The 16,421-nt window shown below is 41.4% G+C and carries 12 protein-coding genes and 2 pseudogenes; 9 read left to right on the top strand and 5 right to left on the bottom strand.

The features are described from left to right. Positions 1–120: 120 nt before the first annotated feature. The 4 genes from patB to argR all read right to left on the bottom strand — a co-directional run bounded on the left by patB (position 121) and on the right by argR (position 6,772). On the bottom strand, positions 121–1,887 hold the full coding sequence (gene patB, locus HT723_RS01805; RefSeq protein WP_054393129.1) for a multidrug efflux ABC transporter subunit PatB: 1,767 nt from the start codon (positions 1,885–1,887) through the stop codon (positions 121–123). 1 nt (position 1,888) lies between these two features. Then, on the bottom strand, positions 1,889–3,595 hold the full coding sequence (gene patA / locus HT723_RS01800; protein ID WP_172934508.1) for a multidrug efflux ABC transporter subunit PatA: 1,707 nt from the start codon (positions 3,593–3,595) through the stop codon (positions 1,889–1,891). 145 nt (positions 3,596–3,740) lie between these two features. Continuing rightward, positions 3,741–6,275, bottom strand: coding sequence for a DNA mismatch repair protein MutS (mutS, locus tag HT723_RS01795; protein ID WP_172934507.1), 2,535 nt, complete (start codon positions 6,273–6,275; stop codon positions 3,741–3,743). Positions 6,276–6,325: 50 nt separating this feature from the next. Beyond that, the gene (argR, locus tag HT723_RS01790) at positions 6,326–6,772 is read right to left on the bottom strand and encodes an arginine repressor (RefSeq protein WP_023939905.1); all 447 of its coding nucleotides are present in this window, start codon (positions 6,770–6,772) and stop codon (positions 6,326–6,328) included. A gap of 135 nt (positions 6,773–6,907) precedes the next feature. Here argR and argS point away from each other — a divergent pair, with 135 nt between their 5' ends. Then, positions 6,908–8,599, top strand: a complete 1,692-nt coding sequence (gene argS, locus HT723_RS01785; RefSeq protein WP_172934506.1) for an arginine--tRNA ligase — start codon at positions 6,908–6,910, stop codon at positions 8,597–8,599. A gap of 714 nt (positions 8,600–9,313) precedes the next feature. Here argS and HT723_RS01780 read toward each other — a convergent pair. Then, a pseudogene (locus HT723_RS01780) lies at positions 9,314–9,826 on the bottom strand (transposase); the annotation flags it as partial. Between HT723_RS01780 and HT723_RS01775 the strand changes: the two are divergent. The 8 genes and pseudogenes from HT723_RS01775 to phoU all read left to right on the top strand — a co-directional run. Further along, positions 9,819–9,959: pseudogene (locus HT723_RS01775) on the top strand (cupin domain-containing protein); the annotation flags it as partial. The pseudogenes HT723_RS01780 and HT723_RS01775 overlap by 8 nt on opposite strands. Before the next feature lie 83 nt (positions 9,960–10,042). Further along, positions 10,043–10,750, top strand: coding sequence for a response regulator transcription factor (locus HT723_RS01770; RefSeq protein WP_000166478.1), 708 nt, complete (start codon positions 10,043–10,045; stop codon positions 10,748–10,750). Further along, positions 10,751–12,082 (top strand): ATP-binding protein, encoded by a 1,332-nt coding sequence (locus HT723_RS01765; protein WP_172934505.1) that lies wholly within the window; start codon positions 10,751–10,753, stop codon positions 12,080–12,082. It abuts the gene before it with no gap. A gap of 166 nt (positions 12,083–12,248) precedes the next feature. Next, on the top strand, positions 12,249–13,124 hold the full coding sequence (locus tag HT723_RS01760; RefSeq protein WP_172934504.1) for a substrate-binding domain-containing protein: 876 nt from the start codon (positions 12,249–12,251) through the stop codon (positions 13,122–13,124). A gap of 117 nt (positions 13,125–13,241) precedes the next feature. Further along, positions 13,242–14,105 carry a phosphate ABC transporter permease subunit PstC gene (pstC, locus tag HT723_RS01755; RefSeq protein WP_000165892.1) on the top strand — a complete coding sequence of 288 codons (864 nt, stop codon included), beginning with the start codon at positions 13,242–13,244 and terminating at the stop codon, positions 14,103–14,105. After that, positions 14,098–14,913 carry a phosphate ABC transporter permease PstA gene (gene pstA, locus HT723_RS01750; protein WP_000049768.1) on the top strand — a complete coding sequence of 272 codons (816 nt, stop codon included), beginning with the start codon at positions 14,098–14,100 and terminating at the stop codon, positions 14,911–14,913. Before pstC ends, pstA begins: the two co-directional genes overlap by 8 nt. Position 14,914: 1 nt before the next feature. Beyond that, complete coding sequence (gene pstB, locus HT723_RS01745) at positions 14,915–15,667, top strand: phosphate ABC transporter ATP-binding protein PstB (RefSeq protein ID WP_000536446.1); 753 nt, start codon at positions 14,915–14,917, stop codon at positions 15,665–15,667. A 14-nt stretch (positions 15,668–15,681) separates the two neighbouring features. Then, the gene (gene phoU / locus HT723_RS01740; RefSeq protein ID WP_172934503.1) at positions 15,682–16,332 is read left to right on the top strand and encodes a phosphate signaling complex protein PhoU; all 651 of its coding nucleotides are present in this window, start codon (positions 15,682–15,684) and stop codon (positions 16,330–16,332) included. The last annotated feature ends 89 nt before the right edge of the window (positions 16,333–16,421 follow it).

Raw genomic sequence — 16,421 nt, 5'->3', positions numbered from 1 at the left:
AGTATAACGATAGTCCTATCATATCACTCAAAGCGTCTTTCGTCTAATATGTTTTTTTTAAGACTGTGATAAAAATTTTTTATGGACAAGAAAAAGCTGCCCCATAGGACAACTTCTTTCTTATTCAAAAACAAATTGATTGTGATAGAGTTCTGAGTAGAATCCACCTAGTTTCAAGAGTTCATGGTGGTTACCACGTTCAATGACCTCTCCATCTTTAAGGACAATAATCTGATCAGCATTGAGAATAGTTTTCAAGCGGTGGGCAATAACGAAACTGGTTTTGCCTGCTACAACTGCCTCCATGGCATGCTGAATCTTGCTTTCTGTCACCGTATCTACGTTTGAAGTGCCTTCATCGAGAATGAGAACTTCTGGATCTGTCATCAGGGTTCGAGCAATGGAAATCAATTGCTTCTGCCCTGTCGAGAAGATACTCTGCTCATCATCAATAAGAGTATCGTACTTATCAGGCAAACTTTCGATATAGTCGTGAATGTGGCTTGCTTTGGCTGCTGACTCAACCATTTCCTGACTGGCATCTGGCACACCGAAACGGATATTGTCTCGAATGGTTCCGCTAAAAAGAACGGAATCTTGCAAGACAATTCCCACTTTACTTCTAAGACTATCTAAATCATAGTCACGAATGTCTTTATCATCAAAATAAATACCGCCAGCATCAACATCATAAAAGCGATTGATAAGGTTCATAATAGTGGTTTTCCCTGAACCCGTTGGCCCAACAACTGCAGTCATCTGGCCTTTAGGGGCAGAAATGTTGACATCTTTCAAAATAGGTTTATCAGGCAAGTATGAAAAATCGATATGACTGATTTCAACACCTTCTTGCAACTGAGTGAAGATTGGAGCCTTTTCAGGTCGGATTTCTTCCTCTGCATCAAACATTTCCTGTATCCGTTCAGCCCCTGTAAAGGCCAACTGAAGACTTCCCCAACTAGCTGCAACTTGAATAATAGGCTGGTAGTACTGCTGTGAAAATTGGGCAAACATCACAATCAAACCTAGGGCTGTACTTGTTTCAATAGTCTTATCGTTTAATAGAACGGCCGAACCAGCAAAGATAACGACGGCTGTATTAACCAGACTCATCCCATTCATGACAGGGAACAGAATTCCTGAGAACATCCTTCCTTTAAAGGTTGCCTTGCGTACGCGCTCATTTTGTTCAAGAAATCCTGCCATCATATCCTCTTGAATTCCTTGCACAATCACGGCTTTTTGGCCTGAGATACTCTCATCCATATAGGCGTTGAGCTTCCCTACCTCTTTCTGCTGGAGATTGGTGTATTTGCGTGCCATTTTCACGATGAAAATCAGCATAAGGAAAGCCAATGGGGTGCTGGCAATGGTGATAAGAGCCAGCGTCACATTTCTCGAAAACATGACAAGAATCAGACCAATGTATAAAACAATATTGCTCATGACCTGAATCAAGCTTTCGTTAAAGGCTTGGAGGATATTATCCAAATCACTGGTAAAATGAGACAGGATATCGCCATCTTGTCGACGGTCAAAGAAAGAAACCGTCAACTGAGCAAGCTTACCAAAGAGACCTTTGCGCATCTCGTTGGTCGATTCTGCAATCACGCGCGTCATGAGACACATGTATATGACACTAGAAATAAATAAAACCAAAACCAGCAGACCAAGATTGACCATGATTCCTGATAGGCTTTGCCAAACAAGTTCTGGATTGCCATCTTGATAAGCTTGGACTAAATTAACTAGTTGCGTCACTGCTTGTCCAGAAAAGACCGGAAAGAGAGCTTGGGCAAGAGTCGCCAGAACAATCATCAGGATAACAACTACAAATGATAGCTTATAAACTTTAAAATAATTCCAAAAAAATTGAACTGTCTTCATTTTACTCCTCCTTTCCTTTCTGTGTTTCGTAGATTTCACGGTAAACAGCATTGTTGGCAACCAAGTCTGCATGCGTACCTTGACCAATCAATCGTCCTTGATCTAGAACCAAGATTTTATCTGCATTAACAACCGAGCTAATCTTTTGCGCGATGATAATGGTTGTTGTTCCCTTCAAGTCCTTATTCAAGGCTTCTTGAACCAGGCGCTCTGACTTAGCATCCAAGGCCGAGGTCGAATCGTCAAAAATCAGAATACGTGGATTGCTGACAATCCCACGCGCAATCGACATCCTTTGTTTTTGTCCACCTGAGAAGTTGGTTCCTCGTTCCTCAACTGGACTTTCAAAGGTTTTCTCCATACGATGAATGAATTCACTAGCCTGGGCAATACTAGCTGCGCGTTCCATTTCAAATAGAGTAGCATCTCCCTTACCCTGTCTCAAGTTATCTGCAATGGTTCCACTGAATAGAATGGCACGTTGGAGAACGATAGAAACTGTTTGACGCAGAGTTCCTTCACTCACTTCTCGAATATCCTTGCCTCCAATTTTGATAGCCCCTTCCTGCGGGTCAAAGAGACGTGGAATCAATTGAGCCAAGGTTGATTTTCCTGCACCAGTCGCTCCAACGACACCAACCATCTGACCAGGTTCAATAGTAAAGCTCACATCTTTCAGCATCGGTTCCTTATCCATTGGATAGGTAAAGGTCACATTTTCAAAGCTAAGACTTCCGACCAACTCTTCATCTGGGACATCCTTGAAGGTCATGGCTGGCTCTGCATCCAGAATTTCTCGAATACGACGCATAGAAATCATGGCACGACTGACAGAATTTCCCAAAAATCCAACCATAACAATGGTAAAGATAATCTGGCTCAGGTAATTGACAAAGGAAGCAATAGAACCAACAACTGACGGATCCGACTGAACCATCCCAGCAACTAGCCAAATCGAGAGGAAAACCGCCCCGTAGCCGACCAACATCATAAAGGGTTCCACTACTGAAAAGGCATAACCGATGTAAAGATTTTGACCGAGAAGCTCGTCTGAAACCTCCGTAAACTTAGCAAATTGCTCTTTTTCTTGGACAAAGGACTTGACCACACGAACACCGCGCAGATTTTCCTTGGCAATGGCATTGATGCGCTCAAGAAGGGTTTGAAACTTGGCAAAACGAGGCCCTATCATACCCATCATGATAGCAGTCAAGCCAAAAATCAAGACTACCATGAGAACAATCACCCACCACAGAGAAGGTAGGGTTTGAACCGCCAGGATAAAGGAACCGATGAACAAGAGGGGAAGTCTGAAAAGAATTTGGAAGGTCATCATGACCACGTTCTGAATCTGGTTGATGTCATTTGTCATGCGAACGACTAGATTTCCCGCATTAAATTGTTCAATATTAGCATAAGAAAAGGTTTGGATTTTACGGAAGGCATCCTCCCGAAGGTCAGATGAAACTCCTTGGGCAATATAGGCTGCGAGGACAACATTGAGTCCACCAGCAACTAGACCGACTACGGCCACACCAATCAACCAAGCCCCGATACTATAAATAGCTTCATATTTTCCAGCAAGGAGGGCGTCTAAGACTTCCTGCAGATAACGCGGTTGCAGAAGTGAACTAGCAACCATCAAGCCTGTCATCAGAAGCGAAGTCAAGGCCTGCCACTTGTAGGTTTTTATTTTCTGAATCAGCATACTTTCTCCTTAAAAAATAGACAAAAGGGAGCGACAATGCGTCAGCTCCTTCTCATTCTGTTTGTGTGATGTTATTCTAGCAAAAAAGTGGGGGATTGTCAAAGAAGTCTCCTTGATACAGCTAGAATGACTAGTAATTTTCTCTTTATAGTTTCTGTTTTAACTCGACCAAGACATTCATAGCCTGCATAGGTGTCATATTGTAAACATCCAGTTTAGCTAATTCTGCTAGGATAGGATGTTCTTCAGTCGTATCAAAGAGTGAAATTTGTTCTGAGACAGTACTTGTTTGTTTCATAGGAGCAGGACTTTCTTGCCCCTGACTCTCCAGTTGCGTTAAAATCTTATCCGCTCTCGCTAAAAGATCAGCCGGTAAACCAGCAATCTTGGCAACATGGATACCATAGGATTTATCAGCTGGCCCTGGTTCAATCTTGTGAAGGAAGGTGACCTGCCCATCCTGCTCCAAGGTTGCCACGTGGACATTGACCAAGTGTTGTAAACTAGACTCCAGACTAGTCAACTCATGGTAGTGGGTCGCAAAGAGGGTCTTAGCTCCGATATGTTCATGGATGTATTCGATGATGGACTGGGCAAGAGCCATCCCGTCATAAGTTGCAGTTCCACGACCTAACTCATCAAAAAGAATCAAGGAATTCTTTGTTGCATGCGAAATGGCATTGTTGGCCTCCATCATCTCCACCATGAAGGTTGATTGGCCTGAAACCAAATCATCGGCTGCTCCGATACGGGTAAAGATAGCATCAAAAATAGGTAAATGGGCACTTTCTGCTGGCACATAAGAGCCCAACTGGGCCATTATCGCCGTCATGGCTAACTGACGCATGTAGGTTGACTTCCCGCTCATGTTGGGCCCTGTAATCAGTTGAATACTGGTATCTTCTGCCATCTGAATCGTATTGGGAATATAGGTCTGAGCCCCCATAACCTTTTCAACGACAGCATGGCGTCCTTTCTGGATATCAATTCGCGAATCATCTCCGAATTCAGGTCGAATCAAATGCTGGGTTTCAGCTACAACCGCCAGACTTTGCAAGACATCAACGGTCGCAATTCCTTGAGCTAGAGCCTGCAAACGCTGAATGTACTTGCCGACCTCTTCACGAATGCGCATAAAAATTTCGTACTCTAGGTTAGCTGACTTCTCACGCGCCTCCAACATGTCGCCTTCGATACGAGCTAATTCCTCGGTACCGAAGCGTTCTGAGTTTTTCAGCGTCGCCTTGCGGAAAAAGTGAGCAGGCACATTTCCCAGTTGTGAATTGGTCACATGGAAATAGTAGCCATCCTTTTTATTATAGTCAATCTTGAGCGTACTGATACCAGAGTTTTCGCGTTCCTTAGCCTCAATCTCAGCAATCCAGCTAGTCCCTTCTCTGAGAACGCGACGGTACTTGTCTAAAGTCTCATCAAAGCCAGTCCGGATAATTCCACCATCTGTAATCACATGAGGAGCTTCAGGAGCAATCGCTGCGCTAATCAAACTCTCCAACTCAGGGATTGCATCCAGTTGTGCGATGAGATAGTCTAGAGCAGGTTGCTCCATCCCTTCTAAAATCGCACGAATCCGTGGCACACTAGACAAGGTAGTCGCCAACTGCAAGAGATCCTTTGGGTTGGTCTTGCCAAAAGAAACACGACTAGCCAAACGTTCGATGTCATAAACACCCTTGAGACTGTCTGTCAAATCACTACGCTCAAAGAAATGGTCGAGAAAGACCTGCACCACTTCCTGACGTTGGATAATTCGTTCCTTATCAATCATGGGACGATGAATCCAAGAACGCAAGAGACGCATACCCATGGCTGTTTTGGTTTCATCCAAAAGCCAGAAAAGACTGCCTTGCTTCTTGCCTGAACGAGCATTCTCAACCAAATCCAGACTAGCCTTGGTCGCGTAATCCATCTGCAAGTAATCCTTGATTTCATAGCGGATAACAGGTTTGAGGTGGTTCAATTCCCTCATCTGAGTCCGATGAACATACTGGAGTAGCTTACTAGATGCCGCTTGCTCCACAGCTGCCAATCGTGAATCCAGTAAATGAAGGTCTTCAAAGCCTTCTTTTTCATAGGAAAGTACCAGATTCATCTGGCGACTAAGGATTTGTTCCTCTTCCTCAGACAAGTCATAGCCCAGCACCACTTCGCGCGCCTTGAGATTACGGATTTCCCCACAAACCAGTGTGAAATCCAAAAGACCTGTCACATAAAAGTCCCCTGTCACCAGGTCCATATAAGCTAGGCCAAATTGATTGCCTTCGCGGTCTATGGCAACCAAAAAATTATTCTGACTATCCGGCTTACTGCTATCGACCACTGTTCCTGGCGTAATAACCTGAACAACTTCTCGTTTCACAACCCCAACCGCTTGTTTAGGATCTTCCATCTGCTCTGCGATAGCCACCTTATAACCCTGCTCAATCAAGACATCGATATACTGTTGGGCAGAATGATAGGGGACACCCGCCATAGGAATCGGATTGTCGGCATTCTTGTTGCGACTCGTTAAGGAAATTTCCAGAATCTGCGCAGCATTGACCGCATCCTCATAAAATAATTCATAAAAATCACCCATCCGAAAGAGCAAAAACGCATCTGGATATTGCTTTTTAATCTCCACATACTGTTGCATGCCAGGTGATAGCTTTTCTGTCGCCATTGTCCGTCTCTCCTTGTCAAAAATAAGTCTTGAGAGCAACTCTCAAGACCTTACTTATCTTTCATCAAATCTAGCAAACGATCTTCCATGAGTTTGGCAACGTGCTGGTCTCGACAAATGACCAATAAGGTATTGGCACCAGCAACTGTTCCTAAAATCCATTCATCCTTGTTTGCATCTACAATATTTGCCAAAACAGAAGCTTCTCCCAGTTTGGTATGAAGCACCAAGGTAAACTCTGCTCTTGCAACACCCTCTAAATGATGAGACAAAAATTCCACCAAATCAATCTTTTCTGTCTCATTTGCTAGTACATAATACACCATATCATTTTTCTTGACCTTGGTCAAGCCGATTTCGCGCAAATCACGAGACAGGGTTGTCTGCGTCACACAAACATTGTGTGCCTCCAACCGATCTTGAATTTCTTTTTGTGTACTTAATTTCTCCTCAGTAATCATTTTTTTTATTAACTGATGACGATCTCTTTTTCTCATAAAATCCTCTTATGTGAATATTTATAACTATTTTTATAACTATATTATACCAAAAAAATAGGAGATTTCAAAAATTTTTTCTTCTTTCTTTAAAATTGTGATAAAATAGTAGAAAAGTCCAAAAAGGAGCTCTTAATGAATACAAAAGAATTGATTGCTAGCGAATTGGCTAGCATCATTGATAGCCTGGACCAAGAGGCTATTTTAAATTTACTGGAAACCCCTAAAAACTCAGAAATGGGAGACATCGCTTTCCCCGCTTTTTCTCTTGCAAAAGTCGAACGTAAAGCACCTCAAATGATTGCGGCTGAACTGGCTGAAAAAATTAACAGCCAAGCCTTTGAACAGGTTGTTGCAACAGGACCTTACGTCAACTTTTTCCTTGATAAATCTGCCATTTCTGCTCAAGTATTGCAAGCTGTTATCATTGAAAAAGAACACTATGCTGACCAAAATATTGGTAAACAAGAAAATGTTGTTATTGACATGTCTAGTCCCAATATCGCTAAGCCATTCTCTATTGGCCACCTACGCTCAACTGTTATCGGAGATAGCTTGTCACATATTTTCCAAAAAATCGGTTATCAAACAGTCAAGGTCAACCACTTGGGAGACTGGGGTAAACAGTTTGGGATGTTGATTGTTGCCTACAAAAAATGGGGCGACGAAGAAGCTGTAAAAGCTCATCCAATTGATGAACTTCTTAAACTCTATGTCCGCATCAATGCTGAGGCTGAAAATGACCCTAGCTTGGATGAAGAAGCACGCGAATGGTTCCGTAAACTGGAAAATGGAGATGAGGAAGCCCTCGCTCTCTGGCAATGGTTCCGTGATGAAAGTTTGGTGGAATTTAACCGCCTTTACAATGAATTGCAGGTTGATTTTGACAGCTATAACGGAGAAGCCTTCTACAACGATAAGATGGATGCAGTTGTAGACATTCTTTCTGAAAAAGGCCTTCTTGTTGAATCAGAAGGTGCCCAAGTTGTGAATCTTGAGAAATATGGAATTGAACATCCAGCCCTTATCAAAAAATCTGATGGTGCAACTCTCTATATCACACGTGACTTGGCTGCAGCCCTTTACCGTAAAAACGAATACCAATTTGCTAAATCTATCTACGTAGTTGGTCAAGAGCAATCTGCCCACTTTAAACAGCTCAAAGCTGTCTTGCAAGAGATGGGCTACGATTGGAGTGACGACATTACTCATGTTCCTTTTGGTTTGGTTACAAAAGAAGGGAAAAAACTCTCTACCCGTAAAGGGAATGTCATCTTGCTAGAGCCCACTGTTGCAGAGGCTATTAGTCGTGCAAAAGCCCAAATTGAAGCTAAAAATCCTGAACTTGAAAATAAAGATCAGGTAGCCCATGCTGTCGGGGTAGGAGCCATTAAGTTCTATGACCTCAAGACCGACCGTACAAATGGATACGATTTCGACCTAGAAGCTATGGTATCCTTCGAGGGTGAAACTGGTCCTTATGTTCAATATGCCTATGCTCGTATCCAATCGATCTTACGTAAAGCAGACTTCAAACCAGAAACAGCTGGCAACTATAGCTTGAATGATACTGAAAGCTGGGAAATCATTAAACTCATTCAAGACTTCCCACGTATTATCAACCGTGCGGCAGATAACTTTGAACCTTCTATCATTGCTAAATTTGCAATTAGCCTGGCTCAATCCTTTAACAAATACTATGCACATACACGTATCTTGGATGAAAGCCCAGAACGCGACAGCCGTCTAGCCCTCAGCTACGCAACCGCAGTCGTTCTCAAAGAAGCCCTTCGCTTGCTTGGAGTAGAAGCACCTGAGAAGATGTGATTCAGTACTAACAATTGGAACTAAAGTTCCTAATTGTTAGACGCTAGCCGCGTATGTGCGGACTAGCTAACTGCTTCACTAGTCATGGTCTCTAAATATAATCGATTTAGAGACCATGACGTCGTAACTATGGCGATTTGCCTAATCGCTTTACTAATTCACCAAACCAAATAATATCGATTTGGTTTGGTTCATGTCGTAATCTTTTAATCACTTTATTGTAAAGTAGTCTAAGTAACTAACGCCAAATCCTATCAGGGATTTGGCTAGGCGCTTCACTAGTTTTAGGACATAAATATTATCGATTTATGTCCTAAAACGTCGTAATCTTAAAGTTATTGGAACTAAAGTTCCTAATTGTTAGACGCTAGCCGCTTATATGCGGACTAGCTAACTGCTTCACTAGTCATGGTCTCTAAATATAATCGATTTAGAGACCATGACGTCGTAACTATGGCGATTTGCCTAATCGCTTTACTAATTCACCAAACCAAATAATATCGATTTGGTTTGGTTCATGTCGTAATCTTTTAATCACTTTATTGTAAAGTAGTCTAAGCAACTAACGCCAAATCCTATCAGGGATTTGCTTAGACGCTTCACTAGTAAAGAAACATAAATATTATCGATTTATGTTTCTTTACGTCGTAACCAGAGACACTTGCCTAAACACTTCACTAATTCACCTAACCAAATAATAGACTTCCTGCAAAACTAGAATCCTAGTTCATGATTGATAATACCAGCAATCAAATTCATTCGTAATCCGAAGCGTTTACGATGATTTCGATAGGTTGTTGAAAACATTTTAAACGTTTTTACTTTGGCAAAGATGTTCTCAACCTTGCTTCTCTCCTTAGATAGCGCATGGTTATAGGCTTTCTCTTCAGCTGTTAGCGGCTTGAGTTTGCTGGATTTACGTGGAGTTTGTGCTTGAGGATATATCTTCATAAGCCCTTGATAAGCACTGTCAGCCAAGATTTTACCAGCTTGTCCGATATTTCTGCGACTCGTTTTGAACAACTTCATATCATGACAATAGTTCACAGTGATCTCCAAAGAAACAATTCTCCCTTGGCTTGTGACAATCGCCTGAGCCTTCATAGCGTGGCATTTCTTTTTACCAGAATCATTCGCTAATTGTTTTTTAGGACGATTGATTTTTACTTCCGTCGCATCAATCATTACCGTGTCCTCAGAACTGAGAGGAGTTCTTGAAGTTGATAAGGATTATGCTCTGGTTTCTTGTCTTGTTGCTCCTGGTTTTGAATTTGAGGATTTTGAATTATTTGAAAGGGTAGATCTACTGGCGACCTATCTAGAGCACAAGGAGATGATTGAGCGTTTGACCAGATCCTAGTCTTGATAAGCAAATTTAATCTGATTTAGCAATGTTAGGATTTCTGATAATTGTGTTATAATGTTACCAATAGGAGATAATAGATGACAAAACAAGTCTTATTAGTGGATGATGAAGAACACATTCTGAGATTGCTTGACTACCATTTAAGTAAGGAAGGCTTTTCTACTCAATTGGTAACAAATGGACGGAAGGCCTTAGCTTTGGCAGAAACAGAACCCTTTGATTTTATCTTGCTTGATATCATGTTACCACAATTAGATGGCATAGAAGTTTGTAAGCGGCTGAGAGCCAAAGGCGTCAAAACTCCAATTATGATGGTTTCTGCGAAAAGTGATGAATTTGATAAGGTTTTGGCCTTGGAATTAGGGGCTGATGACTACCTGACCAAGCCTTTTAGCCCTAGAGAATTGCTGGCGCGTGTCAAGGCTGTCCTCAGGCGAACTAAAGGAGAACAAGAAGGAGATGATTCAGATAATATCGCTGACGATTCTTGGCTATTTGGGACCTTGAAAGTATACCCTGAGCGTCATGAAGTCTACAAGGCGAATAAGTTACTGAGTTTGACCCCAAAAGAATTTGAACTCTTGCTCTATCTTATGAAACATCCCAACATGACACTGACTAGAGAGCGTCTTTTGGAACGTATCTGGGGGTATGACTTTGGGCAGGAAACACGTTTGGTGGACGTTCATATTGGTAAGTTGAGGGAAAAAATTGAAGACAATCCTAAAGCCCCTCAATTTATTCGAACCATTCGGGGTTATGGTTATAAGTTCAAGGAGTTATAGATGAAACGCTACCTTCAATTTTGGCTAGTCAATCTAAGTGTTAGCCTCATTCTGATTGCAGGGATGGCATTAACTTGGATCAGTAAAGGCATCGGTCTCTTTCTTCTAGCCCTTTCTTTGGGACTAGGTAGCTACTGGCTCTTTTGCCTTTGGAAATGGGAAGTTGCTTTTGAGACCTTGCACCAACCTCTCTTGACCAGTAGTGAATACTTTTTAGAAAAAGGGCAAGAAGACTTAAAGTCTTTGGCTCAGTATGTGTCTGGCCTAAAAACCAAAGTCTCCCAACAGGATCAGCAATACAAGGACCTAGCCGAAACAATGGAGGTTCTTCTGTCGCACCTAACCATGGGGACGTTTTTAGTTTCCGCTCAAGGTCAGATGTTATTATCCAGTCGCTCTCTGCCTCATTATTTTCCCGATGTGGACGGCGACATAAGTTCACTTGATGACCTCAAACGGATGGATATTCGGAATTTAGTTCACCAAGCCTTTGATCAAAAAACAAGGTTAAAACAAGAAGTAAGTGGGTTTCATGAGGGTGACTTGATTTTAGAAGTGACAGCAGTTCCCGTTTTTAGCCCCACCCAATCTGTGGAAGCTGTGCTCGTCTTGCTATATGATTTAACAACGATTAGAACTTATGAAAAGTTAAATTTAGCCTTTGTTTCAAATGCCTCCCATGAATTGAGGACACCAGTTACTTCGATTAAGGGCTTTGCTGAAACCATTAAGGGGATGTCAGTTGAAGAAGAAGCGCTCAAGGATGACTTTCTAGACATTATTTACAAAGAAAGCTTGCGTCTTGAGCATATTGTTGAGCATCTTCTTACCTTATCTAAGGCTCAACAAATGCCTGTACAATGGACGACCCTTTCTTTGGCAGAATTTGTACAGGATTTGACTCAAAGCTTGCAACCTCAGCTCAAGAAGAAGGATTTACAGCTAAAGGTGCAGGTGCCAGATGATGTCACCCTCGTATCAGATAGTCAATTACTTTCCCAAATCTTACTCAATCTTTTAACCAATGCCATCCGTTACACTGAACAAGGGGGAAAAATTAAGGTCAAGACCCAAAAGGTGAACGAAGGCATTAAGATTTCTGTGTCAGATACAGGGATTGGTATTAGTCAATTAGAGCAGGATCGTATTTTTGAACGTTTTTACCGAGTTAATAAAGGTCGAAGCAGACAAACTGGTGGCACTGGTCTTGGCCTTGCTATTGTCAAAGAACTTAGTCAATTATTAGGTGGCCAAGTCACGGTGACGAGTCAGCTTGGCAGAGGCAGTTGCTTCACGATTTTTCTTCCTAACCAATCTTTCGCACAGGACTAATAATTTTTAAAGCTATTTTTAGGAGCAGCCACTTTTCAAAAGTGGCTTTTTTTGATTCTTTACACAATCTTTACATGAATCAGGGATAAACCTTTACAAAGACTTGTTAGACTATAAGTGTAGTAATCCTACACAAGAAAAATACATAGAAATAAAGGTGATTATTATGAAATTCAAAAAAATGCTTACTCTTGCAGCCATTGGCTTATCAGGATTTGGGCTTGTTGCCTGTGGCAATCAGTCATCTGCTTCCAAACAGTCAGCTTCAGAAACGATTGAGGTGATTTCACGAGAAAATGGCTCTGGAACACGGGGTGCCTTCACAGAAATCACAGGGATTCTCAAAAAAGACGGTGATAAAAAAATTGACAACACTGCCAAAACAGCTGTGATTCAAAATAGCACAGAAGGTGTTCTCTCAGCAGTTCAAGGGAATGCTAATGCTATCGGCTACATCTCCTTGGGATCTTTAACGAAATCTGTCAAGGCTTTAGAGATTGATGGTATCAAGGCTAGTCGAGACACAGTTTTAGATGGTAAATACCCTCTTCAACGTCCCTTCAACATTGTTTGGTCTTCTAATCTTTCCAAGCTAGGTCAAGATTTTATCAGCTTTATCCACTCCAAACAAGGTCAACAAGTGGTCACAGATAATAAATTTATTGAAGCTAAAACCGAAACCACAGAATATACAAGCCAACACTTATCAGGCAAGTTGTCTGTTGTAGGTTCCACTTCAGTATCTTCTTTAATGGAAAAATTAGCAGAAGCTTATAAAAAAGAAAATCCAGAAGTTACGATTGATATTACCTCTAATGGCTCTTCAGCAGGTATTACCGCTGCTAAGGAGAAAACCGCTGATATTGGTATGGTTTCTAGGGAATTAACTCCTGAAGAAGGTGAGAGTCTCAGCCATGATGCTATTGCTTTAGACGGTATTGCTGTTGTGGTCAATAATGACAATAAGGCAAGCCAAGTCAGTATGGCTGAACTTGCAGACGTTTTTAGTGGCAAATTAACCACCTGGGACAAGATTAAATAAAATGTTTGCTCCATAAATCTCTAAAGAGATGCAGACGTTTCATCGTACAATAAGATAAAGAAGGCAAGTAGGGAGGTGTCGTATCTCCCTTACTTTCTTCACTAGAAAGGACAAGATGTGACAAAACAAGCCTTCAAAGAAGCAGTTTTTAGGGCAATTTTTTTCATGAGTGCAACAGTAGCTGTTGTAGCTATTTTGCTAATCTGTTTCTTTATTTTTAGTAATGGCTTACCTTTCATGGCTAACTACGGCTTTGCCCGTTTTTTATTAGGCAGTGATTGGTCGCCAACGAACATTCCGGCAAGCTATGGTATTTTACCAATGATCGTTGGTTCCTTATTAATTACCTTAGGAGCGATTGTGATTGGGGTGCCAACAGGCATCTTGACATCGGTGTTTATGGTTTATTATTGTCCAAAGCCCGTCTATGGCTTCTTAAAATCAGCTATCAACTTGATGGCGGCCATTCCATCTATTGTTTATGGTTTTTTCGGCCTACAATTATTGGTGCCTTGGATTAGAAGCTTTTTAGGAAATGGCATGAGTGTCCTAACCGCTTCGTTACTATTAGGAATAATGATTTTGCCAACCATTATCAGTTTGTCAGAATCTGCTATCCGAACAGTTCCCAAAACGTATTATTCTGGCAGCTTGGCTCTAGGAGCTAGTCATGAACGGAGTATTTTTAGTGTCATCTTGCCAGCTGCGAGATCTGGTATTTTATCAGCAGTTATTTTAGGAATCGGTCGCGCAGTAGGCGAAACCATGGCAGTTATTTTGGTGGCAGGCAACCAGCCGATTATTCCAAGCGGACTCTTTTCAGGAACCAGAACCTTAACAACCAATATTGTTCTGGAAATGGCTTACGCATCAGGTCAGCATAGGGAAGCCCTTATTGCAACCTCAGCAGTTCTCTTTTTCCTTATTCTCTTGATTAATGCCTACTTTGCCTACTTGAAAGGAAAATCATCTTATGAGTAAATACCTGCTAAAACTTCTCGTTTATTGTTTTTCAGCTTTAACCTTTGGCTCTCTCTTTTTAATCATTGGTTTTATCCTCATCAAAGGCTTACCTCATCTAAGTCTATCCCTCTTTTCTTGGACTTATACTTCTGAGAACATTTCCCTTATGCCAGCGATTATTTCCACCGTTATTCTGGTTTTTGGTGCTCTTCTTTTAGCCTTGCCCATAGGGATTTTTGCTGGTTTTTATCTTGTGGAATATACAAAAAAAGATTCCCTTTGTGTTAAAATTATGCGATTGGCCTCAGATACCTTGTCTGGGATTCCTTCCATTGTTTTTGGTCTGTTTGGCATGCTCTTCTTTGTAGTCTTCTTAGGTTTTCAATACTCTCTGTTATCAGGAATCTTAACCTCAGTTATCATGGTGTTGCCAGTCATTATTCGCTCAACAGAAGAAGCCCTTTTATCTGTTAGTGATAGCATGCGTCAAGCAAGTTATGGACTTGGGGCAGGTAAGTTACGGACTGTTTTTAGAATTGTTCTACCAGTTGCCATGCCAGGTATTTTAGCTGGAGTGATACTAGCTATTGGCCGTATCGTTGGTGAAACAGCTGCCCTCATGTATACATTAGGTACCTCTACCAATACGCCAAGTAGTCTCATGTCTTCAGGCCGTTCTCTAGCCCTACATATGTATATGCTGTCAAGTGAGGGGCTACATGTCAATGAAGCCTATGCTACCGGCGTGATTTTGATTATTACTGTTTTAATGATAAATACTCTATCAAGCTTATTATCTCGAAAACTTGTGAAAGGAGCTTCCTAGTATGGGAACATTTTCAGTCAGACACCTAGACTTATTTTACGGGGACTTTCAAGCCTTAAAAAATATTTCGATTCAATTACCAGAAAGACAGATTACTGCCTTGATAGGCCCATCTGGTTGTGGTAAATCAACTTTTCTAAAAACCCTTAATCGGATGAACGATTTGGTTCCTTCTTGCCATATTGAAGGCCAAGTCCTCTTAGATGAGCAAGATATTTATAGTAGCAAATTCAACCTTAATCAGCTACGTAAGCGTGTAGGGATGGTTTTTCAACAGCCTAATCCCTTTGCCATGTCTATCTATGATAACGTGGCTTATGGTCCAAGGACACATGGTATTCGAGACAAAAAACAATTAGATGCCTTAGTGGAAAAATCTTTAAAAGGGGCAGCCATTTGGGACGAAGTCAAAGATAATCTTAAAAAGAGCGCCATGTCCTTATCAGGCGGTCAGCAGCAACGCCTTTGCATTGCGCGAGCTTTAGCAGTAGAACCTGATATTCTGTTAATGGATGAGCCGACTTCAGCCTTAGACCCTATCTCCACTTTAAAAATTGAAGACCTCATTCAGCAACTAAAAAAGGATTATACGATTATCATTGTTACCCATAACATGCAACAAGCTTCACGTATTTCAGATAAAACTGCTTTTTTCTTAACAGGAGAAATTTGCGAATTTGGAGATACCGTTGACGTGTTTACCAATCCAAAAGATCAGCGCACAGAAGACTATATTTCAGGACGGTTCGGATAAGGAAGGAAAAACCTATGAGAAATCAATTTGATTTAGAATTGCATGAATTAGAACAATCCTTTTTAGGACTAGGACAACTTGTCCTTGAAACAGCTTCAAAAGCCTTACTGGCCTTAGCCTCCAAAGACAAGGAGATGGCAGAGCTAATTATCAATAAGGATCATGCTATCAACCAAGGTCAAAGCGCTATCGAATTGACCTGTGCCCGTTTGTTGGCCTTGCAGCAGCCACAAGTGTCTGACCTTCGATTTGTGATTAGCATCATGTCTTCTTGTTCAGACCTTGAACGTATGGGAGACCATATGGCAGGCATTGCCAAAGCTGTTTTGCAACTAAAAGAAAATCAACTAGCCCCTGGCGAAGAACAGTTACACCAAATGGGTAAATTATCCCTCAGCATGCTAGCCGATTTATTGGTTGCCTTTCCTTTGCACCAAGCCTCAAAAGCTATTAGTATTGCTCAAAAAGATGAACAGATTGACCAATATTATTATGCCTTATCAAAGGAAATCATTGGACTTATGAAAGACCAAGAAACCTCAATTCCCAATGGAACTCAATACCTTTATATCATAGGGCATCTGGAACGCTTCGCTGATTACATTGCTAACATTTGTGAACGCCTAGTCTACCTAGAAACAGGAGAACTAGTGGATTTGAATTAATTCAACTAATCCTTAAAAGAGAAGAGTACGATTAAGTGCTCTTTTTTATGGTTGTAAAAAAGTTCATTTGACCAATTTAAGCAGTGTAG

It is taken from the genome of Streptococcus sp. 2106 (assembly GCF_013277315.1).
GTDB classification, from domain to species: domain Bacteria; phylum Bacillota; class Bacilli; order Lactobacillales; family Streptococcaceae; genus Streptococcus; species Streptococcus pseudopneumoniae.
This window is presented reverse-complemented; position numbering and strand designations above follow the sequence as displayed.

Excerpts from the sequence above, each read along its gene's own strand:
- patB (WP_054393129.1), bottom strand. The coding sequence starts at position 1,887 with ATGAAGACAGTTCAATTTTTTTGGAATTATTTTAAAGTTTATAAGCTA.
- patA (WP_172934508.1), bottom strand. The coding sequence starts at position 3,595 with ATGCTGATTCAGAAAATAAAAACCTACAAGTGGCAGGCCTTGACTTCG.
- mutS (WP_172934507.1), bottom strand. The coding sequence starts at position 6,275 with ATGGCGACAGAAAAGCTATCACCTGGCATGCAACAGTATGTGGAGATT.
- argR (WP_023939905.1), bottom strand. The coding sequence starts at position 6,772 with ATGAGAAAAAGAGATCGTCATCAGTTAATAAAAAAAATGATTACTGAG.
- argS (WP_172934506.1), top strand. The coding sequence starts at position 6,908 with ATGAATACAAAAGAATTGATTGCTAGCGAATTGGCTAGCATCATTGAT.
- HT723_RS01770 (WP_000166478.1), top strand. The coding sequence starts at position 10,043 with ATGACAAAACAAGTCTTATTAGTGGATGATGAAGAACACATTCTGAGA.
- HT723_RS01765 (WP_172934505.1), top strand. The coding sequence starts at position 10,751 with ATGAAACGCTACCTTCAATTTTGGCTAGTCAATCTAAGTGTTAGCCTC.
- HT723_RS01760 (WP_172934504.1), top strand. The coding sequence starts at position 12,249 with ATGAAATTCAAAAAAATGCTTACTCTTGCAGCCATTGGCTTATCAGGA.
- pstA (WP_000049768.1), top strand. The coding sequence starts at position 14,098 with ATGAGTAAATACCTGCTAAAACTTCTCGTTTATTGTTTTTCAGCTTTA.
- pstB (WP_000536446.1), top strand. The coding sequence starts at position 14,915 with ATGGGAACATTTTCAGTCAGACACCTAGACTTATTTTACGGGGACTTT.
- phoU (WP_172934503.1), top strand. The coding sequence starts at position 15,682 with ATGAGAAATCAATTTGATTTAGAATTGCATGAATTAGAACAATCCTTT.